The organism is Thiomonas sp., assembly GCF_054608695.1.
Genome location: NZ_JBTRXV010000001.1, coordinates 103,022 through 122,743 on the forward strand (window position 1 = coordinate 103,022; position 19,722 = coordinate 122,743).

A 19,722-nucleotide genomic window follows, 5' to 3' on the forward strand; every position below is an offset into this window, starting at 1 on the left:
TGGCGGGAAGAAATCGCCGCCGCGTTCCGGTCCTTATGGAAGGGCCGGCTCACCGTGATTCTCCTGGTCGCGTCCTTGTCGCCGTTCGCCCTGATAGTTTGCGTCGCCCGTGGTCTGGCGTCGTTTTCTTCTCCTGGTGTGGCCGTGACGGTGCTGGTTTTGCTGTCTGTTCTCTACGCGATCCTATGGAGAGCCGGCATCAATGCATGGCAAAGGCTGAAGGATCCGCGATGGTAGCAACAATAATACATCTTTATTCCCCCTTTTTATGGTCCCAGGTATTCGGAGCGTTGTGTTTCGTTTTGGACCTGATCCGTTTTCTGCAAACCAGCAGAACCAAAATACTCATTTGGGGTGTTCCCATAGGTATCTCACTGATTGTTACCCAGATGCTCAATAATCAATACCAGGGTGCCGCCATGTCCCTGGCGTCAATGACATCCTCACTGTCGCAAGCGCCTTTTAGTCTGGATACACAGCGCCATCAACAGATTCGTCTAAGCCTTGGACTGATTTTCGGTGCCATCGGTGTCTGGTTATCTCCTCCTGGAATACTATGGATTTCATGGCTTCCTCTGGCTGGCTATCTGGTGGGCAGGATTGGTGAACTTACCCATGATTTTATCCGAATGCGTACCGTGTGGCTGGTAAGCACCATAATTTTCATGAGTTACCATTTTTTGATGAGAAACTGGATGACCGGGCTTACAGAGGTTTTGGTGTTAGGTATGTCAATCCGTTTTCTGTATCTAGCAAAAAAGAATTACGCGACACATCCCTTGACTAACATAATAGCGCTTGCCAGGAAGCATCTGAGAATTATTTATGAATCTGCGACCAAAGGTCATAGACCCCGGCTGGGCCAATTCCTCGGGCGAACTCCCGTCCCGCTCCGTCCCGCTGGAAGGAGATCTCGATGCGTCGTGAGAGGCGAGGCTTAGCGCCTGGCGTTTCGGTCTCCGGATACAAAAGCCTCCCCGAAACACCCAGGGAGGCTTAATTTTCAGTAGGTGGGCGCAGTTAGCTTCCGGAGTTCCGTTTGGAGAATTTCCAGGGCCATATCCATCCGGGCCTGGACGAAGGCGTCCGGTTCGATGGCCATCCGCCGGCGGATATCCGCCATCCGGCTTTCGATCCGGCTGCGGGCGGAAGCGGCAGAACGGGGCTGGAACAAGGCTTGGCGATTCATGGCGACGCTCCTTTTCACATTGGTTGACCTGCCTAGTATAGGAAGGCCGGTGTGTCCTATATTGAGATGGACGAACGGCCAGCGGGGGCGGATCAGTGCCCCCTGGCGCACCGTCCATCCACTATCACGGAAGGAGTTCCTTCATGAAAAAACGTAAACGCCAGTTGCTGTGGACGGCCACCGCCATGCTGGCGGCCGTCACCACCGGGGCTTTCGCTGACGATCAGGCCCCCATCCCCTTGGCCGGGATTTCTGTTTCCGCAGGCCAACCGGTGCAGGCGGTTGCCCCGGAGGCCCATCCCGGAGAACGGCACTGGCGCCAGCGGCACCGCTGGAGCCGGTCTACCCGGATCGAGCACCTGGAAAGCGTGGAACACCGGTTGACCGTTCGCGCCGAACGATTCCGGACGGAAGGCCAGGATACGCGGGCCGCCAAGCTGCAATTGCGCGCCGGCCATCTCCAGCAAATCATCCAACGGCTGCGGTCGGCCGGATAGCCGGTTTCGTCCGTGCTGCTCTCACCATCCACTGCGGAGCCGCTCGGAAGGAAGCGGCCCCGTCTTGCGCGAATCGGGCGACTCGTTCCAGGTAGCCATGTTTTCTGCTATACTGATAAATCTATATCAGCATCCAAGGAAGGTCCACCCGATGCCAAGACGCCTGTTCCGGTTTCTGCTGCTGGTGGCCCTGTTGCCGTTAGCGGGCTGCGCCTCGTATCTGTCCAGCCTGCAAACGCCGTACGGATACGCGCCTGGCTATGGCTACCAGGGCTACGGCGACGATGGCCCCGCCTCGTACCCGTATGCCCCGGAAGGGCCGCCTCCGGTGGTCGTGTACGGCACCCCGGCTCCCGCCTATGGGCCGCCACCACCGCCACCCGACTCTGGCCCCCAACCGGGAAACGGCCCTGGCCCCGGTTCCCGGCCCGCCGGTCCTGTCCCGGGAATGGGACAGCCCCATCTGATGGGCGGCCCCTTATTCCGGTAAGGGTCCTGTCATACCGAGGCCTGGAGCGGGAGTCTCCCTTTGGTTCGATCCCGGAACGCCCGTTCCAGCATTGCCTTCATAGTTTGATTATGTTAATATAATCATAGTGTTGAGCTGCATAGCCGAAGGAGTTGCAATGGACTACTATATCCAGGCGTCGGTACAGGTGCCGATGAGCCGGGCGCAAGCTGACGCGTTGCTGGAACTGGCGCGCCATGCCGTGTGCGCGGAGACGGAAAAGCTGCTGGACTTGCCCGTCGGAGTTCCCGGCCTCCTGCAGCGGTTGCTGGTGGATTCCGCCGGCGACGAGGAGGAGCCATATTCCCGTGTGGAGGCGGGATTCGGGACCTCCCGTCTGGACCTTGACGGTCTTACCCTGTTGGCTCGGCCAGAAGGCTTATGGCTGCTGGATTCCGAACGCGCCGACCTGGACAAGATGGCTGCGCTGATTCAGGCCGCCATCCTGCTGTATGACTTACCTCCCGTCGGATTCGAATATGCCTGTACCGGCAGCCGCCCGGCTGCGGATGCCTATGGTGGCGGGGTGGTGTTCGTCACCAAGGACGCCGTGCTACGGCAGGATACCTCCGAGATGCTGGCCCGGATGCGGAAACGTCCGACGTTGAAGCGGGCGCTGGAGCAAGGGAGCGCCACATGATCGAAGCCTATCCGCTGTACTGGCCCGAAGGCTGGCCGCGCGTCGAATCCCGCACTTATTCGCGGTTCAGCGCTGGTTTCGCCGTGGCGCGGGATGGCCTGATGGAAGAGATCCGGCGCCTGGGCGGGACCTCTCCCGTTCTGTCCACCAATATTCCGCTGCGCCGGGATGGACTGCCCCAAGCCAGCGCAAAGCGTCCGGCGGACCCCGGGGTGGCCGTCTATTTCGCCTACCAGGGCCGGCCGATGTGCTTTGCCTGTGACCAGTACCTGAGTGTCCAGGAGAATATCCGGGCTATCGCCAAAACGATCGAGGCCCTGCGCGGAATCGCGCGGTGGGGCGCCTCCGACCTGCTGGACCGGGCCTTTCGCGGATTCGAGGCCCTGCCAGCGCCGCAGGCGGCCCGGGACTGGCGCGAGGTCCTGGGCCATCCGGAAAACCTGGGGGCTGCCAAGCGCCGATACAAGGAGATGGCGCAGCGGCATCATCCGGATCGGGGCGGCGACCGGGCGGCTTGGGACGAGCTTCAGGAGGCATGGGACGCGGCACAAGCGGCCTACGGCGGGAATACCGGCTGAAACCAGACATTTCTGGGGGGGAAACGCCGGAAACCGTTAGTCCCATCGCGCGTCCGCGAGGTGCCGGTCACGAAGAAAGACCCGCGAACCGCGAGCCTTCCGTGGAAAGATTAGAGGACCTGGCGAAGCTGCGCCTGGATCTGGTCAAGCTGCGCGCGCAGCCTGACGCGATTTGGCGCCGGAGGTCCTGCGCCCGATAGCGCAGTTCCACCCGCCGGACTTCGTTTTCGACTTTGGCGCCGTCCTCAGCTTCGGTGATCGCGGCCATCGGTTCGGCCTCAACGGTCGAAAGGCAGGGCCGCCCGTTCTTCCTGGACGAAATCCAGTTCGGCCAGCAGATCCTGGAGGTCCTGGGCCTCTTCGGCGCAGGCTAACGCGCGCCGTATTTCGTCTTCGCGCTGAACGAGTTGTTGCTTGGCTTGTTCGGGATACATGGCGATGTCCTCTGGTGGAGTACCTGCCCGAATATAGCCATCCGGTCGAAGCCGGGCGATTGGCCTGGAACGCTACTTCTGCTATACTGAGAATATACATCGATCAATGCCCGGAAGGAGTCCTCATGCGTTCCGCCTTTGCCGCATTTTCCGTTATCATCACCCTGGGCGTTGCTCTTTCGGCCACGGCGCCTGCCGCCACCGTGCCCGCATGTCCCTTGTCCGGCCACTATTGCCAGGCCGGCACTGCGGAATCCGGTTTCCCGCACGATTACGCTCCGCCTGCCGTACGAAGCCGGATGCGCCGACAGTTCATGCCCCAATGCGCATCGGCCATGATTTCCAGGATGGGGCCGGGCGCCAAGCCGGTGGCCGGTGCGTTTTGCACTTGTGCGGTGGATTCGATACTGGCCACCCCCGGCGAATGGCATGCGCTTACCGCCAGCGCCCGGATGAACCCGAAGAAAGTCGCGGCTCTGGACGCCGCGCTGGCCACGCAAACCATGGCGCAGGAGAAGGGTTGCATGCTGGCAATCGCGGCGGGAACCGGCATGATCGCGCCGAAGGCCGGAACGGCTCCAACCCGGCCAAACCCGGCGTCGTCCTCGGCCGGAAACGGCTTTTCCCGTCTGCTGGGGGCGCCTTATGGCAACCTGGGTCAGTAAACCAGAACCGGGAGACCGCCTGTCCATGCTGGAGCGGGAGGCGCTACCAGTCATCCGGGCGTTGGAAGCCTTGGCGGGACGGGTTTCCTGCCCGGAGGCCGAGTCCGCGATCGGCCGGGCCATTGCCGAACTGGCGATGGCGCAGACGGTGGAGCGGGAATGGCAGTGTCGCCGGCGAGAGGCCGCCGCCGTTTCCGGCCGGGTCCCTGACGGTTGCCAGGAACCGGAAGCGGTACACCAGTGGCTGCTGCGCTGGCTGGGGGCCGAAGCTGCGGCGCATGCCCACGACGCCGTTCGGCTGGTGGACGTGCTACCCGCCGGGCTGGTGGAGCGTTGCGCGGTCTGGCTCGCGTTCGAGCGAGACTGGCGCCGGCAGTTTCCAGGGCAGCCGGTCCCCGCCCCCGGAGACCGTATCGCCGCATGGGCCAGCCGGAAACCGTCTATTCCGGTACCAGCCGGGGCTCGAGTCGTCCAGTCGAACCCTGGTTTCAAGGAGCCCGCCCATGGGTGACAAACTGTTGATCGTGGAGTCCCCGGGCAAGGTCCGGCATCTGACGGAAATCCTGGGCACTGGCTGGATGGTGGCCGCCAGCGTGGGGCATATCCGGGATTTGCCCGCCAATGACATCGGGGTTTCCCCCCCGGATTTCCAGCCGAAGTATGAACTGACCACCCGTGGCCGGGAAGTGGCGACCAAGCTGAGGAGCCTGGTGGCGCGGGCGGACGCCGTGTACCTGGCCACCGACCCGGATCGGGAAGGGGAGGCTATCGCCTGGCATCTGCAACAGGTGTTGAAGCTGCCTGATCCCCATCGGGTGACCTTTGGCGAAATCACGGCAACGGCGGTTACCCACGCCGTGGCCCACCCCCGAAGGATCGACACCCATCTGGCGGAGGCTCAGGAGGCGCGCCGGGTCCTTGATCGGCTGGTGGGCTACATGGTGAGCCCCGCCGTTTCGCGCAGCGTGGGCGGCACCTTGTCGGCGGGCCGGGTGCAAAGCCCGGCCGTTCGCCTGGTCGTGGAGCGGGAACGGGAAATCCGGGCCTTCCGGGTTACGGAACATTACTCGGCGCAACTGACGTTTTCCGGAACGGAAGGGATCTGGACGGCGGAGTGGGCGCTGGCGCCCCATTTCGTTTCTGAAGACGCCCCTTATTTCATGGACAAGGCTTTTGCCAGCCGGGTTTCGAAGACCTCGCCGGTCACCGTTCGGTCTTGTGCCGATAGCGAATCCAGACGATCGCCGCCGCCGCCATTCACCACTTCGACCATGCAGCAGGCGGCCAGCGTCGTGTTGAAGATGGATCCCAAGAAAACCATGGAGCTCGCCCAGAAACTGTACGAACAGGGCGCCATCACCTATCACCGAACGGATAACCCCAACCTGTCGGAGGAGGCCTTTGCCGAGATTCGCGCTTACGCTCTGCCGTTGAAATTGCCGGTATTGGCGCAGCAGCGCAAATGGAAGGCCAAGCCGGGGGCCCAGGAGGCCCATGAAGCCATCCGCGCCACGCAGGTCGCCGCCAAGGCGGCCGGCGCCACCCCGGAGGAACAGGCCCTGTACCGGCTCATCCGGATGCGGGCGCTGGCCAGCCAGATGGACGATGCCCGGTATGCGGTCCGTACCGCCCGGATGAAAGGCGCCGATCTCGACGGGAAGCCGATCGAGTTCGAGGCCAAGGGCCGAACGCTGGTCTACAAGGGGTGGCTGCTGGCCACCGGTGGCGACCAGACGGACGAGTCCGGAGACGGGGCACCGGATAACCCCGTACCGGCCTTGAAGACGGGCCAGGTGCTGCGACCCGTTTCCGGGAAGCTCCTGGCGAAGAAGACCAAGCCGCCGGCCCGGTATACGCAGGCCAGCCTGGTCAAGAAGCTGGAAGCGGAGGAGATCGGCCGGCCGTCCACGTATGCGGCGATCATGGACAATATCCAGCGACGAAATTACGTCACGGTTTCCCGCCAATTTCTCCAGCCCACGCCAATCGCCGAGCAACTGGTGGATGCCATGGTCGGCACTTTCCAGTTCATCGATTTGCCGTTCACCCGACGGATGGAGGCGGATCTGGACGATATCGCCCAAGGGAAGGGTCGGTATCTGGCCGTGGTGCAGGCGACCCACGCGCAGTTGGAACGGGAGCTGGCGCACTTGCGCACTCATTCGGCGCCAGCGAAGATTTGCCCGGCCTGTCAGCAGGCCACGCTATACGCCGCCCGCAGCCGGAAGGGGCTGGCTTACTGGTCCTGCGCGAATCCGGGATGCAAGGCGGCCTTCGGCGACAACCAGGGCCAACCGGGAGGCCGCTTCGGCGAACGCCCGGAAGCGCCGGCAGGCGCTCCCGTCTGTCCGGTCTGCCAGAGGCATCCTCTGGTGCAGGCTGTCGGCAAGACCAGCGGCAAGCCGTATTGGCGATGCACCGGCTACCCCAAATGCACGGCGATGTTCGGTGATCGGGATGGGGCTCCGGGGGAGGCTTTCGGGCAGGTGAAACCCTTTCCGGCCAAGAACAGCGGGGCCGCCCCGGCTAAGTCAAAGGAGCCTTCCGCCCGGCCCGGGGCGAAAAAGGCGACTCCGCGTAAGACATCGGCCACCCCCAAGCGGGGGAAAACCGCAGCCAAGCCCACCCGTCGGCCGGCGCCGGACGACGGCCTGCTCTGAAGGAGACCCCTATTTTGGTTCTTCACCCCACTGGACTATCGGTGGAGCCTGGATGCAAGCTCTGCCCTTTAGACTGGATCTGTTGACTCGGCTAATCTTGTTGCGCGGCGGCCTATATGTTATAATTTTTGTATACCATAAGGAGTTGTAAGCCATGCTGTCTATCGCCATCGAGATGGCCAACCGGGGGAGCCCGGAAAGTCTGGCGGTGTATTATGTCCACCGGATGGAACGTGGCACGGTGGTCGGTATCGCGCACGGGCAGGACGTCCCCGCCGGCACGATGCCCGTCGGGAGCGTTCGTTTCGTGCTGGACGCTTTCCACGCCCAGGGCCTCCCGGAACCCCCTGTGATTCATTACCCCAAGCCATTGCGGAGTTTCTGCTTCATGGGCCGCCGGGTGGCTCGAATGTCCCTGGCCGAAGCCCGCCGGAAGGCGTTGGCGCAACCGCTATGGTGCAAAGCAGACGGGCACGAAAAACCGTTTCCGCCGGGGACTCCGCTGGATCTCGACCCGGAGCTTCCCGACGAACTTCCGGTATGGGCGGCGCCGCCCGTCACCTTTCTCAGCGAATGGCGGTTCTATATCGCGCAGCAGCGGATCCTCTTCAGTGAACGCTACGACCCGTACGGAGTCGAGGAAGCGCCCCGCCCCGATCTCGAGATGGTTACCGCGATGTTGAGCCAACCGCGCTGGGCGCTGGACGCGCCTGCCGGTTACAGCCTGGACGTCGGAGTGCTGGCCAACGGCCGTACGGTGCTGGTCGAGGTCAACGACGGTTGGGCGTTGGGTTTCTACGGCCGGATGTCGCTGGAGCATTGCCGGATGTACCGGGATCTGCTGGTCCAACGCTATCTGGAATTGCGCGATGCCCCGGACACGGGTGGCGGCCGGGCGGGAGGTCGCCCTTGATCCGTTTATGGGGGCAGCCCGGCCTTCGAGAGTATCAGCGATATCTGGCCTTTCAGGAACAATCCAGGCTGGCTCTGGAGGAGTGGGATCGTGCCCAGCTGGACCTGAAAGGCTATTGCTGCCTGCTGGCGGCCATGCGCCGCCGGCACCCCTTGGCGCTGACCGCCGTGGCCCATGGCTGGGCAACCCGGCAACGGGGACCGGAGGCCTACCGGGAAACGGACTGGCTGGACTGGCTGGGCCTTGCGCTCGAATCCGCCCGCAAGGCGAAACTCCCCTGGGCGGCCCTGGAATGGGCGATTACCGGCTACCAAGCGGGCGCCCTTCCGATCCTGCCTGACACGATGGCCGCCGCGGCGGCCGCGCCAAGGCGTCCGCGGTGCCGCCAAGCCTTGCTGGAGATCCTGGACGTGGTGATTGGCCACCCCGGATATGCCGGCCACCGTCAGCAGGGGTTGATGCTCCGTTCGCGTTTGCTGGGCGGAGCACGGTTACGCAGCGCGGTTTGATTGAATCCTGGCCGTCACCGGCCCCCCCCTTTAGCCCTTAGAACAGGAGTGTTCGCATGCCTCCGAGAGACGCCATCCCTAGAATTCTGCCGTTTTCCCACTCGGAAACCCCGAAGGCCGACCAGATCGAGCGGGAAGCGGCAGCCTGGCTTCACCGGTTCGAACCGCGCGTGTTTCAGAATTTCCCGGAGTTCCAGGCGGTGGATCCCTGGGACTCGCCGGCGGAGGCCAGACGGGCGGGCGGGCAGCTGGGCGTGGCCCAGGCTCCCTGGCGCCGGTACAGCCTGGATATGGCCGCCACTCCCGTTATCACGGAGAAGGCGTTGCTGTTGATGGTGGCGGATACCCGTCCCTGGGTGCATCTGGCGCTGGTGCAGGGTCTCGCCAGCGGACGGTTGACGCATACCACGGTCGAGCTACGCACCCACCGGGTCGTGCTGATGTGGGATTTGGCCGGGCTATCGAGAAAACATCGTCAAAAGGGAGCGGCGATCGGGGTGGCCTTCGACTTTCCGGATCTCCGGGAGAAATTGGAGGCGCGGTTCCCGGTGGAGCCTTTCGAGATCACCATCCTGCTTCCGGTGACTCGGCGGGGCTGGGAAGGGTGCGTCCACCAACAGCCGGAGTACCTCGAGAACCTGGGAGAGCTTCCCCATTACATTGTGCCTACGGGTCCCCGGGCGTTGGTCACATAACCGCAGTGGAGCCGCATGCCTATATTAGGCGTCATTCAGGACACGGAAGGAGCAGTACATGGAACAGGATTGCACGAAAGACTTGCGGGAGGCCTTGCGGGCGCTGAAGGACCAGGGCTTGATGTTTTCAGACGTTATCGCCGTTTACGGCCAGACGCCTGAAGAAGATCCCTACCTGATGGCGGCGAAGCTCGCGAGCAAGGACGGCGATCTCGAGCTGGATGACCAGTCGATCGTTTCCAGGGGCGATGACCGGGGGGCGTACGTCCTCATGTGGAAGTGGATCGATGACGAGCAGGTATTGGCACGGGGTTACCGGAATTCCGGATACCGGATCTCCGATCTCCTGGACCGGCTGACATCCCCGATGGAGACGGATCAGCCCACCATCGAGCAGCGGGCACAGGAAAAACGGTTATCGATCTATGTCGCATGGCTGGAAGACACGCTGTCCAACTTCTCGGACGAAATCGACTGGTTGGCGTTGCAGCCAGAAACGCCATCCGAACCGCCCGTACCCCTGCAATGGGACGCTGGAGACGAGAGCATCCGCTTTCTGCCCAGTGAAGCCATCGCGGCACTCCAGGATCGATATGAGCGGGACGAACAACCGTTCACTGGACTCAGTAGCTGGGCCCAATCTGCGTTATTGCGAGAGTGGCTGAAGGCCGAAGGACCCAAGCTGGACGCAAGTCTGACCGCCTTCGGCACCCGCGAGCGGTAACGAAGCTGTTTTCGGAACCCAGGCCATCCCGCCTGGGTTTTTGTGCCTATATTCGGGTCCGATCCTGAGCGAGGTACTCCCGATGTCTGATTCCGTTTTGGTCTTGACCACCAATGATTGCCCCGGCCAGAAGGTCATCCGCGTACTGGGCACCGTGTACGGGACCAGCGTCAAATCCCGTACGGCGGTCGGCAATTTCCTCGGGGGAATCCGGCAGTCCTTTGGTGGCGAACAGAGCGGCTACACCAAGCTGGTGGCGGACTCCCGGGACGCGGCCATCGCGGCGCTCGCCCAGCGGGCTGCGGACGTCGGGGGCAACGCGGTGCTCTGCATGCGCTTCGATTCCGGCCAATTCGGCGGCGGGGACAAGAACATGGCGCTGAACGAAGTGACCGCCTACGGGACGGCCGTCGTTCTGGGCTAGCCGTTCCGGTGCGGCCCGGCGAAGCTTGAGCCACGCAACTGCCGGTCTGGCGAACGGACCCGGCACACTTCGGAGTGCTGGCCTACGCGGCGGCGGGGTTTCCCGGCGTCCGCCATCCCCTTTGTGGCCAGATCCGGTATTCCCCGCTCGTCCCCCCCCCCGGAAAACTCTTGACTGTGACGATCTCCGTACAGGCGGCCTGTCCGGGGCATTCCCGCTTGGCGACGGCCCTGCGCGCTCCCGGCCGCCCGCCGGCCCCTGCGTCTGTCAACCCCGGTCCGGACGACCGCTTCTCGTGAAAACAAATCCCCGGCCGCGATGCGGGCCGAGGATGGAAAGGGTCAGAACGACCAAGGTCGGTAGCGGTCCTGGGGCGTGCGGATGGGGCCGGTCGCCTGCAAAAAGACAAAGTGGCGGATGTAGACATAAAATCGGATGGTCGCCGGATAGGCAACCGCCAGCCAGTCCAGGATGCTGCCCGGGGGAGTGGCGGCCACAGGGATTCCTTTGAGTACTTCCTCCTGCAGGAACTCGCCCGATCCGGAGAAATGCCGGGATTCCAGGGGGTAGACCGGAAACTGTTGCAGGGTGGCTTCCAAATCCAGGTTGATCCCCAACCGGACATAGCCTTCGTTCTGTTTCCCTGACTGAACGCTCGACAAGGTCCGCTTCTGGGCCCGACCCAGGAACAAACCCCAGTTCCCGATGGCGGATAACCGCTGGATCTCGGACGCGTCGAACATCTGTTTACCGTCGTCCCTGTAGATCAACCAGTCCGGACGGGTGCCGGCCGGGCGCAGTTCGAAGTTCTGCCCGGTTAACCAGGGAACCGGGCCGTGCAGAAACCAGTAGCCCCCGCTGGCGCCTCCGCTCTCTCCGCCCCATAGGAAGGGGCCTTCATTCTTTCGGTTCGGATGCAAATACAGCTCCATGCGCGGATCCTCATTTCTAAATTCCTGACGGAGTATAGCCAACCGGGATGGCCGATCCCGGCCAGATACCGAACCGCCCATCAAAAAAGCCCGGAACTGGTCCAGGCCGAAAAACAGAAGGAGCTTTTCCTCGATCAGAAGCGCCAAATGGGCTTTTGTTCCGCAGTGGATGGACTTCGCGCCGAGAGCTTCATCGGTAACTCGGCCAGGACCCGGGCGTGAAACGCCGAAGTCCCGGCAACAGCCCCTGCAACGGGCAGCCATTCCTCCCGCTGCAAGGTCACCCGCAGATCCGCCCAGAGGTCGCCGGACCCCCGATAGGAACCCAACCGAGCAGTCGGCCATCGGGAGTTTGCCAGCCGCCGCCATCCCGAAGGTGGCACAACCAGGCATCGGTCGTGCTGAGCGCCCATTTCGACAATGTTTTCAGCCTCGCCTCATTCTGCAGGAGCCGCAGCAAGGATTGACCTTGCGCCTGGGCGTGGCCCAGAACCGCCGGTTGCGAGGTGTCCAGGATCAGCCCGGCCAGGCGGCGGCCGGCGAGACTGGCACCTTCCGGGAACAAAAGGACCAGCGCGGTGCTTTGATCGACGGGGCAATCGAGGAAAACGTCCAGGTTGAGTCTTCCATCCGGGGCCAGCCGGGGGATTCTGGCCGGGATCGGATAATAGTTCCGCACGCGAGTACCTCCTTGGGCGAACATGGCCTGCCCGAGTATAGCTCGGCCGGACGACCGCCGGGAGCCGCTAGGCACTCAGGTGGTACAGGTAGGTCAGGGCGTCATGCCAGCCGAAACGAATCAGCCGAATCAGGGTTTTTCGTAGGATCCGGAAGGTCAGCGCCCCGGCCGCCGCAGGCGCGATCCAGCCCCATTGCCGGTACAGCAGCCAGCCGGTCGCCGCCCAGGCCGCGAGCAGCGTCAAGGCCGCCAGGAGCCGTCCCAGGAGCCGCCAGAACGGCAGGAGCCCCTGATGCACCGCCAGCAGCAGGCGTACTCCCCATCCGGATCGGCGGGGCCCGGAAACCGCGCTCGGCATTTCGTCTGGATGCGCGACCACGGGCGGGCCGGAAAGGCGTGCTTCCGGATGCCGGGCGCCCACGGCTTCCTGTTCGGCCTGGTAGGCACGGGCTTCCGCGCTGAGCACCGATAGCCGGTCATAGGCGAGGTTGACCTGGAGCATCCGGAGTGGAGCCTGGGGGTCTGGATTTCGGTCCGGGTGGTATTCGGCGGCCAGCGCCCGGTAGGCGGCGCGCACCACCGCCGCCCCGGCATCGGGCTGAACGCCGAGGACCCGGGCGGCTTCCAGGATGGAAAGCGACGGCGGCTTGGCCATGGCCTGGCCCGTCAGGTCAGCCAATAACGCAGGGCGGGAGTGAGCGGCTGGGCGGCCAGCTCCGGGCCCGGCGTCCACCAGCGGGCTTCCCGCCCGTAGTCCTCCCCGTCGAGCAGCAGCCAGTGGTCGGCGGGCAATCCCAGCCGATAGCATAACCGCCATTCCAGGGTGTGGTTTTCCCGGTCCAGAAGGGACGCTCCTCGGAGTCGCTCGATTTCCGCCCCATCATGGAACAGGACCAATTCGTCGAGACCGGAACCTTCCGGTAGTAGCCACTGCGTGGTTTCGGCCGCCTTCAGGCGCCGGGCCAGGTCGTCCCATCCAGGGTGACCGGCCGAAACGAGCCGTTCCGCCACTCGCGCCCGCTGCAACTCCTTTCCAGGCAGGGCGTCGGGCAGGCCACGAGCCTGGAACGCGACGACGCGCTGCCGTTCCGGGTCTGGGCCGAGCAAGGCCAGGAATAGTTCTTCGTTCAACTCGTTCAGTCCGGTAGCGGCAAACGAGCGGTCGCAGCGTCCTGCCGGCTCCGTCCAGGCCCCGGCCGCCGTGGGCGCGCCGGCGTCCCGGCGCAGCAGGGGCAGCTTTCCGTCGCGGGAGAGGAGCAGTACCCCGGATGACAACAGCCAGAGCTCCCGGTGCCGGGGCGGGATACTGGGGGCCCCCCGCCGGACGTCGGAAACCGTTGGAACTCCCAGTTTTTCGGCCAGGGCGGGAGTGGCGGCCACGGTCGGCATGCCGTGCGAGATGCTCACCTGGGTTCGGGCGTAACCGCTCGTGACCAGGCCGAGCAGGTAAACCTGATCGTAATGCGGATGTTCGACGGGCAAGGGCGCCTGCAGCAGGCAGGCGGAGCACCGTTCGGGACCCAGACGGCAAGAGGCGGTCATAAGCAGCTCCGGAAAATGGGGGTGTCGTAATATAGGCGGAGCGTCAGGATCCGTTGACCGCCTGGTTGGCCAGCAGCCGCAGGTTGGCCAGGGTGGCCCAGGTCCGCGCCATTCCGGTCGGACTCGCGGGGCGCGGCGCGCTGAGCGTGGCCTGTCTCCAGGCGCGATAGGCTCCGTCCAGACGGCGAACGGTGAACAAGGCGTTGCGCAAGGGTTTGAGTTGCGCGTTCCGGGACCACCGCTCGGCGGCCTGGTCCAACGCCTCCAGGCCCCGCAACAGATTCTGCCAGTCTTCCATTCCTTGGCGGACGCGACGATCGTTTTTCCAGGCCAAGGGCAGGCTTTGCCGGAAGGTCTGCCGATCCATCGACAGCAGGAGCCCCAGCGCGTCGGTGACCGCAGCCAGGGTGGCGGCCACCTGCCGGCTTTCGGCGGCATTTTGCTGGGCGGGTTCCTGGCTCCGGAGCGCCAGATATACCCGGCCCGGATTCGCGGCGTCCCGGACCGGGGCTACCGCGGGGGGAAATATCCGTACCCAGGCCCGGTCGGCATTTCCGTCCTGTCGGGCGAGAACGCGTCGCAGCAGGTGTTCTACTTCTTCGACGGTCAGCTTCCCGGTCTCCGGGCCGGCGGGATCCTGCCGGCCCAAAGCGACCAAATCGGCTTGGCTGAGATTCGAGGCATAGGGCATGAGCGGTGTCCTTCCAAGGATGGCGACGGAACGGCCGGCCACCTGCGGTTTGTGGCGAGTATGACAATTATAGTATACCATCAGGTGCTGTAGTTAACCAGCCTATACTGATCATCAGGACTACTGGAAGAGGAGGTCACGATGTCAGCGCAACCCCAGCTATTCGCCGCTCAGGACTTTTGGGAGGCCGGATCGAAACCGGCGCCCTGGGTCCGGATTCCTTCGCGGGAAACGGAAGCGGCCGAAACCAGGCGGCTCATCGCCTCGATTCAGGCCGCGCCCTGGAAGGTGGTCGACGTGGAAACCACCGGATTGACGCCCGCTTCCGCGCCCGTCAATGCCAATGCCAAGAGCCGGCGTGCCGGCGCGGATACGGACCTTCGGGTCCGGGTCGTATCGGTACTGTGGCCGGAAGGACCTCAGGTGCGGATCGAGAGCTTCGACCTGGATCCCTTCCGCACGTTGCCAGGGGACTGGGTGACGGCGATCTGTTCCGCCGCGTTGAGCGAGACGTTCATCGCCCATAATGCGGGGTTCGACCTGTTCTGGCTGCGGCAGCATAGCCAGGTGGCGCCCAAGCGGGTGCTGGACACCATGCTGATCGCCCGAGTCCTGGAACCGTTACTGCCCCGTAGACTCATCGGCATCGCCGCCCAGTACCAGGACAAACCGGACGACGCCGTCGTTCAGGCGTTACTGAAGACGGTACAAGCGGAAAAGAGCGGTTGGGCCCTGGCGGATGTGGCTGCGGTCCTGCTGGGCGTGGTGATGCCCAAGGAACTGCAGCTGCCCCAGAACTGGACCGGGTTCGCCCTGGGCCCGGATCATTACACCTACGCGGTGGACGACGTCATTCGCACTTACCAGGTGCTGGCGATTTTGTTGGGGCTATGGCCGGAAGGCGACCCCCGCCTACCCGGAGTTTTGCCCGTCTTGGAGGCCTACTGCCTGGCATGCAAGGACCATCCGGAGATGTTGCGGCAGGAACCGCAGGTTTGGGATTTGATCCCGATCCGCGAAAAGGGGATGCCGATCGATTTCGAGCAGATATCCCGGTATGTGGCGGACAAGAAAGCGGAGTTGGCCCTGCAAGCCAGGCAGATGACGGAAATCGAGCCGGAACTGCAGCCTTTCGAGGCCGATATCGCCGACTGGGACAAAGGCATTTCCGCCCCGCTCAAGAAAGCGCTGGGCAAGGCTTTCATCAAGCGGGGGCTGGACCTCGCCGTTACGGACGCCAAGGGCGATTACAAGATTGGAGAGAAGGACCTCCGTCTGGTAGGCGCCCAGGACTCCGCCGAAGCCCGGAACCTGTATGGCGCCTGGGTGGCCTTGAACAAGGCCAAGAAGGTGGGCAACATGGCCGAGGATGTCGCGGCCTTTGCCCGCCGGGCACCGGATCTCCGGGTCCACCCCTTGCTGTCGCACGGTCCGGCCACCGGACGGTTGTCCTGCGCCGAACCGAACGCCCAGCAGTTTCCCGCCGACGAACAGTTCCGGGCGATTGTTCGGGCCGGTCACGAGGCGTTTGACCAAGGGGAGACCGGACCTCGCCTGATCTGTGCGGTGGACTATTCCGCCCTGGACATGCGGGTGGGCGCGGCGTTGGCCATCCGGGCCCAACGGGAAATCGCCGAAGCCCGGGAAACCGGGCGGTATCATGGCCACCCGGTTGCGGACAAGGTGTTGCACATCATCCGCAAGGTGTACGGGTTGCGGGTCCTCGCCAAGCCCCGGGATCGCCGCAAGGCAACAGACAAGCCCTGGATCTTCGGCAACCCGGACAGCGTACCTGCCGACGGCCTCAAAGCTTACCTGCGGGACGCCCGTAGCCGGTTGATCACGCTGGAACGTCAGTTCCGGGACCACCAGGGCGAACGGGACAACGTGGAGGCCAGCGAACGGAACAAGTACTGGGAAACGTATCGGGAGATGCGCCGACGGATCGTCTTGGGCACTTTCGCTTGTCGATTGACGGAAATCCTGATTCGGGCGACCGAAAACGGAGAAACGGAATGGTCGGCCTTGCGGGACACGTTTCGGCTGGGCGTCGATGTGCACACGTCGACCGCTTTGCGGATGCAGAACCAGGATCCGAAGGCGATGTTCTCCGGATTGGGACCCAAGGAGCTGGAAGCCAAGCAGAAGGAAGCCAAGCACGCCTTGGGGGACAAGCGCAAGGGTGGCAAGGTGGCCAACCTGGGCCTGCTGTACTACATGCAGGCCCAGGGCTTCAAGGACTACGCGGCCAAACTGTTCAACATCCATTGGACCCTGGACGAAACCATCCGTATTCGGGAGAACTGGTTGAACAGCCATCCGGAAATCGACCTCTGGGCGGTATGGACTTCCCTGAACGCCATCGAAACCGTGACGGTCCCCGACAAGTCCCGGCGTACCGGGTTTCGGACGGAAGAGCTTTTCCGGGCGGAAACGCTGGGCGGCCGGGTCATGTACCCGTTGGGCCTGAATGCCGGTTTGGCCTATGGGGACCAAGGCTCCGGGGCGGATATCCTGGGCGAAGTGGTTCACGAGCTGCAGATGCGTTATCCCCGGCTGTACGCCACCGCCATCAACCAGGTTCACGACGAAATGGTCTTCGAACTGGACCGGGAAACGGCAGAAGCCGATGCCCGGCAACTCGGGGAAATCATGGACGAGTGCGCCAACCGGTTCCTGATGCCCTACGGAGTGCCCAGCGCCTGTACCCCAGCGCTGGGCGAAGTCTGGGTCAAGGACTGAACCTTCGATGTACCGATTCACGGCGGAGATCTCCGGATCCCGCCGTTTTCTTGATTCCGGTCCAGGTGATTCCGGTCTGCCGAGCTGTCGTGATATAATGCATGAAAGATTGCCCCGACATCAGGATATCCCCATGACCACCATCACTCCCCGCAGCACCTGGTTCGTCAAGGACCTGCGGCGCGGTACCTTCCGGCTGACGGCCACCGGTCGCACCGAACTGCAACCGTTTGTCCGGGAGCTGGGCTGGGACCCCCGCCGGGCGCTCACCGTCGAAGACCTGGAGGAATTGCTGGCGCAGCACTGGTTGGCGCATTGCTCCCCGGAGATGCGGAAAGTCGTGGACGGCGATTTTTAGGCAGCGAAAAGCCCCATATTCCGGGGCTTTAATCGGTCAGAATAATGATTCCTGGGCCAGCTGGACGCGAAGGCGCGCCACTTCGATGGCCAACCGTCGGTTGCGGGCCAGGGCTTGTTGCCGGCCTTCGGTTTCCGTCTTGAGCTGCTGGTGAAGGCGGGTGATTTCCCGATAAGCGGCGGCCAATTCGGGAGACGCGGCTGGTTCCAGATCCAAACTGCCATTGCGGGCGGCCATCGGAATACCTCCCTAAAATTGCCAGACCTTACCGGACTGCGCTGGCCAATCCGCTTTCGGTACCATTCTATCGAGCCAGGATCGGAACACGATCTTCGGTTTCGGTTGCCGTAACACGGCGGACACCAGCGAGTCCAGGGCGAGCCGGGTCACGGTTGATGTCATTTCGTCCGGAACTTCGGTCCAGTCTTGCGCCGCGGCGCGCAGAACCCGGAGAACTTCCTCCGAATTCCGGGACCAGACCGGATGGTAACTGGTGGCGATCGTCCCGCCGTACAGCTGTTCCAGTATCCGGGAGGCGCCGGATTGGGCCTTCAATGCCTGGATGACCACGGTTTCCTCCGACAGCCTTTCCTGTTCGCCGCTCCAGAGGCTGGCATGCAACCAGAAGGCGGTCTGTTCCGGGCGATCCTGAACCATCAGCAGCACTGCGGCGGGACACCGCGATAGCGTTGGTTCCAACTGCATATTGTTCTCCTCTGTGGATATGGGCCTCTGCTACGTGTTAATATAGCGTCGGGCATGTGCCGAACCTGGGCGGGTGCTATACCTCTGTAACCGGAATATCTCCGGGGCTCAGGACAATCAATAAGGAGAACAAGCATGCAGCAAGGAATCAAAGCCGTACTGGCCCTGTTGGCCTTGACCAGTTTTGCCGGCTGTGCGGTCATGAACCCGCCCAAGCCCCTACCGGCTCCCGCGGCCGCCACGGCGCCTCAGACCACGCTGAAACAGGCCGGCCTCAGCCATCCGAAGACGGTCTACGTTCCGGCCTTCTATACGGGCGGTGCCGACAATCTCCTGTTCATCGACGGCCAGCGCTACCGGTCGCCGAACGGAGCGGGCAACGTCATGGGCTTCATCCCCCAGGCCGACGGCGGCTATGTCGTCGCCGTGGAAAACGTGCCGGTGCCGACCCGGGTCACCAATGACTATGGCTATCCGGTCGCCGAGTTGCAGGGTGCGGCCAAGCTGGAACTGTTCGACGTGACGGCGGCGGGCCAGACGGTCAAGGAAGTGGCCCATCTGGACCTGCGGCCGACGGATCAGGTGTTTCAGACCAAGGCCGCCTTCTATGTGCAGCGGTTGTCGGGATGGTTGCGGGAAAACCCCAATGCAGGGGATGGCCGGGTTCCACTGTTCAGCTACTTTGGATTGACTGCCGGAGGACACCGGGTATCCGGGCCGTCCAACGCGATTTTCGCGACGCCTGCCCCCGGTGGCGGTTGGTATCGTCTGGAAGCTACCGGCGTGAACTATGATCAGTACTCCGCCCATGAAGTTCTGACCAAGAACGGGGCCATTTTGTCCACGGTAACGGGCCAGGGCAATTCCTTTGTGCAGCCGGAAGTGTACTTCCATACGACAGCGGCTTTTGTGAATGAGCCCCCGATCGTGGACTCCGAGCGCACCGGTTTCATGTTCGCCGTGATCGTTGGCCTAAATACCATCGACCCGGGGAACACTCCGATTCAGTTCGCGGCTTACTACCTGAAGAACCCGAACAGTGCGCTCTCCGGCCCGTACGGGAATTACACGCAAGCCACGACCGCCCTGAGCTTGGGACAGACGATTTATTTTTCCCGTCGATACGCCCTGTTTGGGTCGCCGGTGGCTCCGTACGAAGTTCGGCAGATGGGCGCCAACCATTTCGGGTCTCAGCTATCCGTAGGGGTTCTTCAGTTGAAATCGGGGGTCAAGACTCCGGTATTCAGCCTTTTTGGGTCGACGATGAATACGGTTCGCCGCTTTATCGGGACCAATGACACCAGCATCTCCACGTCCAACGCGCGGGTGGATGCCTTCACCGTGGTGACGCCTACCGGAGCGGTCCTGATCGACGCCAACCACAATCAGATCGGCGCCGCTTACGACACGGCCTTGAAGGCCCAGATCCCCGCCGCTTACGCGCAGGAATTCGCCAGCCAGTACGGGATGATGCCCTGAACGGGTAGTGATAACCCTTCCAACGGAGGCCCTAACCGGCCTCCGTTTTCTTGCGTAGGGCCTCGTTCAGGCCATGCCCGCAACACGATGCCGGACTGGGCGTCGTCGAACACCCGAAGTCCCTTGGACTGCTGAACTATTCCGAACATGCGGTTTTT

The 19,722-nt window shown here is 63.2% G+C and carries 26 protein-coding genes; 16 read left to right on the plus strand and 10 right to left on the minus strand.

What is annotated here, in order from left to right:
- The first annotated feature begins 206 nt into the window (after positions 1-206).
- Positions 207-941: a YgjV family protein gene (locus tag ACYCUK_RS00625; RefSeq protein ID WP_461592945.1), complete on the plus strand. Its 735-nt coding sequence runs from the start codon at positions 207-209 to the stop codon at positions 939-941.
- Positions 942-1,003: 62 nt separating this feature from the next.
- Here ACYCUK_RS00625 and ACYCUK_RS00630 read toward each other — a convergent pair whose 3' ends face one another.
- Positions 1,004-1,189: a hypothetical protein gene (locus ACYCUK_RS00630; RefSeq protein WP_461592946.1), complete on the minus strand. Its 186-nt coding sequence runs from the start codon at positions 1,187-1,189 to the stop codon at positions 1,004-1,006.
- Positions 1,190-1,332: 143 nt separating this feature from the next.
- On the opposite strand from ACYCUK_RS00630, the gene ACYCUK_RS00635 reads away from it, so the two are divergent.
- From ACYCUK_RS00635 to ACYCUK_RS00650, 4 genes are all read left to right on the plus strand, one after another.
- Complete coding sequence (locus tag ACYCUK_RS00635; protein WP_461592947.1) at positions 1,333-1,686, plus strand: hypothetical protein; 354 nt, start codon at positions 1,333-1,335, stop codon at positions 1,684-1,686.
- Positions 1,687-1,837: 151 nt separating this feature from the next.
- A complete protein-coding gene (locus tag ACYCUK_RS00640) occupies positions 1,838-2,176 on the plus strand; it encodes a hypothetical protein (RefSeq protein WP_461592948.1) in 339 nt (112 codons plus the stop codon).
- Positions 2,177-2,312: 136 nt separating this feature from the next.
- The gene (locus tag ACYCUK_RS00645; RefSeq protein WP_461592949.1) at positions 2,313-2,834 is read left to right on the plus strand and encodes a hypothetical protein; all 522 of its coding nucleotides are present in this window, start codon (positions 2,313-2,315) and stop codon (positions 2,832-2,834) included.
- A complete protein-coding gene (locus ACYCUK_RS00650; RefSeq protein WP_461592950.1) occupies positions 2,831-3,412 on the plus strand; it encodes a J domain-containing protein in 582 nt (193 codons plus the stop codon). Before ACYCUK_RS00645 ends, ACYCUK_RS00650 begins: the two co-directional genes overlap by 4 nt.
- Before the next feature lie 67 nt (positions 3,413-3,479).
- Here the strand turns inward: ACYCUK_RS00650 and ACYCUK_RS00655 are convergent, their stop codons facing one another.
- Both ACYCUK_RS00655 and ACYCUK_RS00660 read right to left on the minus strand, forming a co-directional pair.
- A complete protein-coding gene (locus ACYCUK_RS00655) occupies positions 3,480-3,680 on the minus strand; it encodes a hypothetical protein (RefSeq protein WP_461592951.1) in 201 nt (66 codons plus the stop codon).
- Positions 3,681-3,690: 10 nt separating this feature from the next.
- Entirely contained in the window at positions 3,691-3,846 is a 156-nt protein-coding gene (locus ACYCUK_RS00660; RefSeq protein ID WP_461592952.1) for a hypothetical protein, read from the minus strand.
- A gap of 14 nt (positions 3,847-3,860) precedes the next feature.
- Here ACYCUK_RS00660 and ACYCUK_RS00665 point away from each other — a divergent pair, with 14 nt between their 5' ends.
- From ACYCUK_RS00665 to ACYCUK_RS00700, 8 genes are all read left to right on the plus strand, one after another.
- Positions 3,861-4,511, plus strand: coding sequence for a hypothetical protein (locus tag ACYCUK_RS00665; protein ID WP_461592953.1), 651 nt, complete (start codon positions 3,861-3,863; stop codon positions 4,509-4,511).
- Positions 4,492-5,022: a hypothetical protein gene (locus tag ACYCUK_RS00670; protein ID WP_461592954.1), complete on the plus strand. Its 531-nt coding sequence runs from the start codon at positions 4,492-4,494 to the stop codon at positions 5,020-5,022. The genes ACYCUK_RS00665 and ACYCUK_RS00670 overlap by 20 nt, the downstream gene beginning before the upstream one ends.
- On the plus strand, positions 5,015-7,171 hold the full coding sequence (gene topA, locus ACYCUK_RS00675; protein ID WP_461592955.1) for a type I DNA topoisomerase: 2,157 nt from the start codon (positions 5,015-5,017) through the stop codon (positions 7,169-7,171). The genes ACYCUK_RS00670 and topA overlap by 8 nt, the downstream gene beginning before the upstream one ends.
- A gap of 154 nt (positions 7,172-7,325) precedes the next feature.
- Positions 7,326-8,084 (plus strand): ATP-grasp domain-containing protein, encoded by a 759-nt coding sequence (locus ACYCUK_RS00680; RefSeq protein ID WP_461592956.1) that lies wholly within the window; start codon positions 7,326-7,328, stop codon positions 8,082-8,084.
- Entirely contained in the window at positions 8,081-8,593 is a 513-nt protein-coding gene (locus tag ACYCUK_RS00685; RefSeq protein WP_461592957.1) for a hypothetical protein, read from the plus strand. Before ACYCUK_RS00680 ends, ACYCUK_RS00685 begins: the two co-directional genes overlap by 4 nt.
- Before the next feature lie 56 nt (positions 8,594-8,649).
- Positions 8,650-9,288, plus strand: a complete 639-nt coding sequence (locus ACYCUK_RS00690; protein ID WP_461592958.1) for a hypothetical protein — start codon at positions 8,650-8,652, stop codon at positions 9,286-9,288.
- 58 nt (positions 9,289-9,346) lie between these two features.
- Complete coding sequence (locus tag ACYCUK_RS00695) at positions 9,347-10,012, plus strand: hypothetical protein (RefSeq protein ID WP_461592959.1); 666 nt, start codon at positions 9,347-9,349, stop codon at positions 10,010-10,012.
- A gap of 82 nt (positions 10,013-10,094) precedes the next feature.
- Complete coding sequence (locus ACYCUK_RS00700) at positions 10,095-10,436, plus strand: heavy metal-binding domain-containing protein (RefSeq protein ID WP_461592960.1); 342 nt, start codon at positions 10,095-10,097, stop codon at positions 10,434-10,436.
- Between the two features lie 341 nt (positions 10,437-10,777).
- Here ACYCUK_RS00700 and ACYCUK_RS00705 read toward each other — a convergent pair whose 3' ends face one another.
- From ACYCUK_RS00705 to ACYCUK_RS00725, 5 genes are all read right to left on the minus strand, one after another.
- On the minus strand, positions 10,778-11,515 hold the full coding sequence (locus ACYCUK_RS00705) for a hypothetical protein (protein ID WP_461592961.1): 738 nt from the start codon (positions 11,513-11,515) through the stop codon (positions 10,778-10,780).
- A 133-nt stretch (positions 11,516-11,648) separates the two neighbouring features.
- A complete protein-coding gene (locus ACYCUK_RS00710) occupies positions 11,649-12,071 on the minus strand; it encodes a hypothetical protein (RefSeq protein WP_461592962.1) in 423 nt (140 codons plus the stop codon).
- Between the two features lie 43 nt (positions 12,072-12,114).
- The gene (locus tag ACYCUK_RS00715) at positions 12,115-12,702 is read right to left on the minus strand and encodes a DnaJ domain-containing protein (RefSeq protein WP_461592963.1); all 588 of its coding nucleotides are present in this window, start codon (positions 12,700-12,702) and stop codon (positions 12,115-12,117) included.
- A gap of 11 nt (positions 12,703-12,713) precedes the next feature.
- On the minus strand, positions 12,714-13,589 hold the full coding sequence (locus tag ACYCUK_RS00720) for a hypothetical protein (protein WP_461592964.1): 876 nt from the start codon (positions 13,587-13,589) through the stop codon (positions 12,714-12,716).
- A gap of 43 nt (positions 13,590-13,632) precedes the next feature.
- Positions 13,633-14,280 carry a hypothetical protein gene (locus ACYCUK_RS00725; protein ID WP_461592965.1) on the minus strand — a complete coding sequence of 216 codons (648 nt, stop codon included), beginning with the start codon at positions 14,278-14,280 and terminating at the stop codon, positions 13,633-13,635.
- A gap of 141 nt (positions 14,281-14,421) precedes the next feature.
- On the opposite strand from ACYCUK_RS00725, the gene ACYCUK_RS00730 reads away from it, so the two are divergent.
- Positions 14,422-17,022 (plus strand): DNA polymerase, encoded by a 2,601-nt coding sequence (locus tag ACYCUK_RS00730; protein ID WP_461592966.1) that lies wholly within the window; start codon positions 14,422-14,424, stop codon positions 17,020-17,022.
- Between the two features lie 133 nt (positions 17,023-17,155).
- Positions 17,156-17,380 carry a hypothetical protein gene (locus tag ACYCUK_RS00735; protein ID WP_461592967.1) on the plus strand — a complete coding sequence of 75 codons (225 nt, stop codon included), beginning with the start codon at positions 17,156-17,158 and terminating at the stop codon, positions 17,378-17,380.
- A gap of 36 nt (positions 17,381-17,416) precedes the next feature.
- Here ACYCUK_RS00735 and ACYCUK_RS00740 read toward each other — a convergent pair whose 3' ends face one another.
- Positions 17,417-17,617, minus strand: a complete 201-nt coding sequence (locus ACYCUK_RS00740) for a hypothetical protein (RefSeq protein WP_461592968.1) — start codon at positions 17,615-17,617, stop codon at positions 17,417-17,419.
- 12 nt (positions 17,618-17,629) lie between these two features.
- Positions 17,630-18,085, minus strand: coding sequence for a hypothetical protein (locus ACYCUK_RS00745; RefSeq protein WP_461592969.1), 456 nt, complete (start codon positions 18,083-18,085; stop codon positions 17,630-17,632).
- 135 nt (positions 18,086-18,220) lie between these two features.
- On the opposite strand from ACYCUK_RS00745, the gene ACYCUK_RS00750 reads away from it, so the two are divergent.
- Positions 18,221-19,564: a hypothetical protein gene (locus ACYCUK_RS00750; RefSeq protein ID WP_461592970.1), complete on the plus strand. Its 1,344-nt coding sequence runs from the start codon at positions 18,221-18,223 to the stop codon at positions 19,562-19,564.
- The last annotated feature ends 158 nt before the right edge of the window (positions 19,565-19,722 follow it).

Coding starts and splice junctions, on each gene's coding strand:
- ACYCUK_RS00625 (WP_461592945.1), top strand. CDS start 207: ATGGCAAAGGCTGAAGGATCCGCGATGGTAGCAACAATAATACATCTT.
- ACYCUK_RS00635 (WP_461592947.1), top strand. CDS start 1,333: ATGAAAAAACGTAAACGCCAGTTGCTGTGGACGGCCACCGCCATGCTG.
- ACYCUK_RS00750 (WP_461592970.1), top strand. CDS start 18,221: ATGCAGCAAGGAATCAAAGCCGTACTGGCCCTGTTGGCCTTGACCAGT.
- ACYCUK_RS00640 (WP_461592948.1), top strand. CDS start 1,838: ATGCCAAGACGCCTGTTCCGGTTTCTGCTGCTGGTGGCCCTGTTGCCG.
- ACYCUK_RS00650 (WP_461592950.1), top strand. CDS start 2,831: ATGATCGAAGCCTATCCGCTGTACTGGCCCGAAGGCTGGCCGCGCGTC.
- ACYCUK_RS00695 (WP_461592959.1), top strand. CDS start 9,347: ATGGAACAGGATTGCACGAAAGACTTGCGGGAGGCCTTGCGGGCGCTG.
- ACYCUK_RS00670 (WP_461592954.1), top strand. CDS start 4,492: ATGGCAACCTGGGTCAGTAAACCAGAACCGGGAGACCGCCTGTCCATG.
- ACYCUK_RS00720 (WP_461592964.1), bottom strand. CDS start 13,589: ATGACCGCCTCTTGCCGTCTGGGTCCCGAACGGTGCTCCGCCTGCCTG.
- ACYCUK_RS00655 (WP_461592951.1), bottom strand. CDS start 3,680: ATGGCCGCGATCACCGAAGCTGAGGACGGCGCCAAAGTCGAAAACGAA.
- ACYCUK_RS00630 (WP_461592946.1), bottom strand. CDS start 1,189: ATGAATCGCCAAGCCTTGTTCCAGCCCCGTTCTGCCGCTTCCGCCCGC.
- ACYCUK_RS00735 (WP_461592967.1), top strand. CDS start 17,156: ATGACCACCATCACTCCCCGCAGCACCTGGTTCGTCAAGGACCTGCGG.
- ACYCUK_RS00680 (WP_461592956.1), top strand. CDS start 7,326: ATGCTGTCTATCGCCATCGAGATGGCCAACCGGGGGAGCCCGGAAAGT.
- ACYCUK_RS00690 (WP_461592958.1), top strand. CDS start 8,650: ATGCCTCCGAGAGACGCCATCCCTAGAATTCTGCCGTTTTCCCACTCG.
- ACYCUK_RS00715 (WP_461592963.1), bottom strand. CDS start 12,702: ATGGCCAAGCCGCCGTCGCTTTCCATCCTGGAAGCCGCCCGGGTCCTC.
- ACYCUK_RS00700 (WP_461592960.1), top strand. CDS start 10,095: ATGTCTGATTCCGTTTTGGTCTTGACCACCAATGATTGCCCCGGCCAG.
- ACYCUK_RS00730 (WP_461592966.1), top strand. CDS start 14,422: ATGTCAGCGCAACCCCAGCTATTCGCCGCTCAGGACTTTTGGGAGGCC.
- ACYCUK_RS00725 (WP_461592965.1), bottom strand. CDS start 14,280: ATGCCCTATGCCTCGAATCTCAGCCAAGCCGATTTGGTCGCTTTGGGC.
- ACYCUK_RS00645 (WP_461592949.1), top strand. CDS start 2,313: ATGGACTACTATATCCAGGCGTCGGTACAGGTGCCGATGAGCCGGGCG.
- ACYCUK_RS00745 (WP_461592969.1), bottom strand. CDS start 18,085: ATGCAGTTGGAACCAACGCTATCGCGGTGTCCCGCCGCAGTGCTGCTG.
- topA (WP_461592955.1), top strand. CDS start 5,015: ATGGGTGACAAACTGTTGATCGTGGAGTCCCCGGGCAAGGTCCGGCAT.
- ACYCUK_RS00710 (WP_461592962.1), bottom strand. CDS start 12,071: ATGTTCGCCCAAGGAGGTACTCGCGTGCGGAACTATTATCCGATCCCG.
- ACYCUK_RS00660 (WP_461592952.1), bottom strand. CDS start 3,846: ATGTATCCCGAACAAGCCAAGCAACAACTCGTTCAGCGCGAAGACGAA.
- ACYCUK_RS00740 (WP_461592968.1), bottom strand. CDS start 17,617: ATGGCCGCCCGCAATGGCAGTTTGGATCTGGAACCAGCCGCGTCTCCC.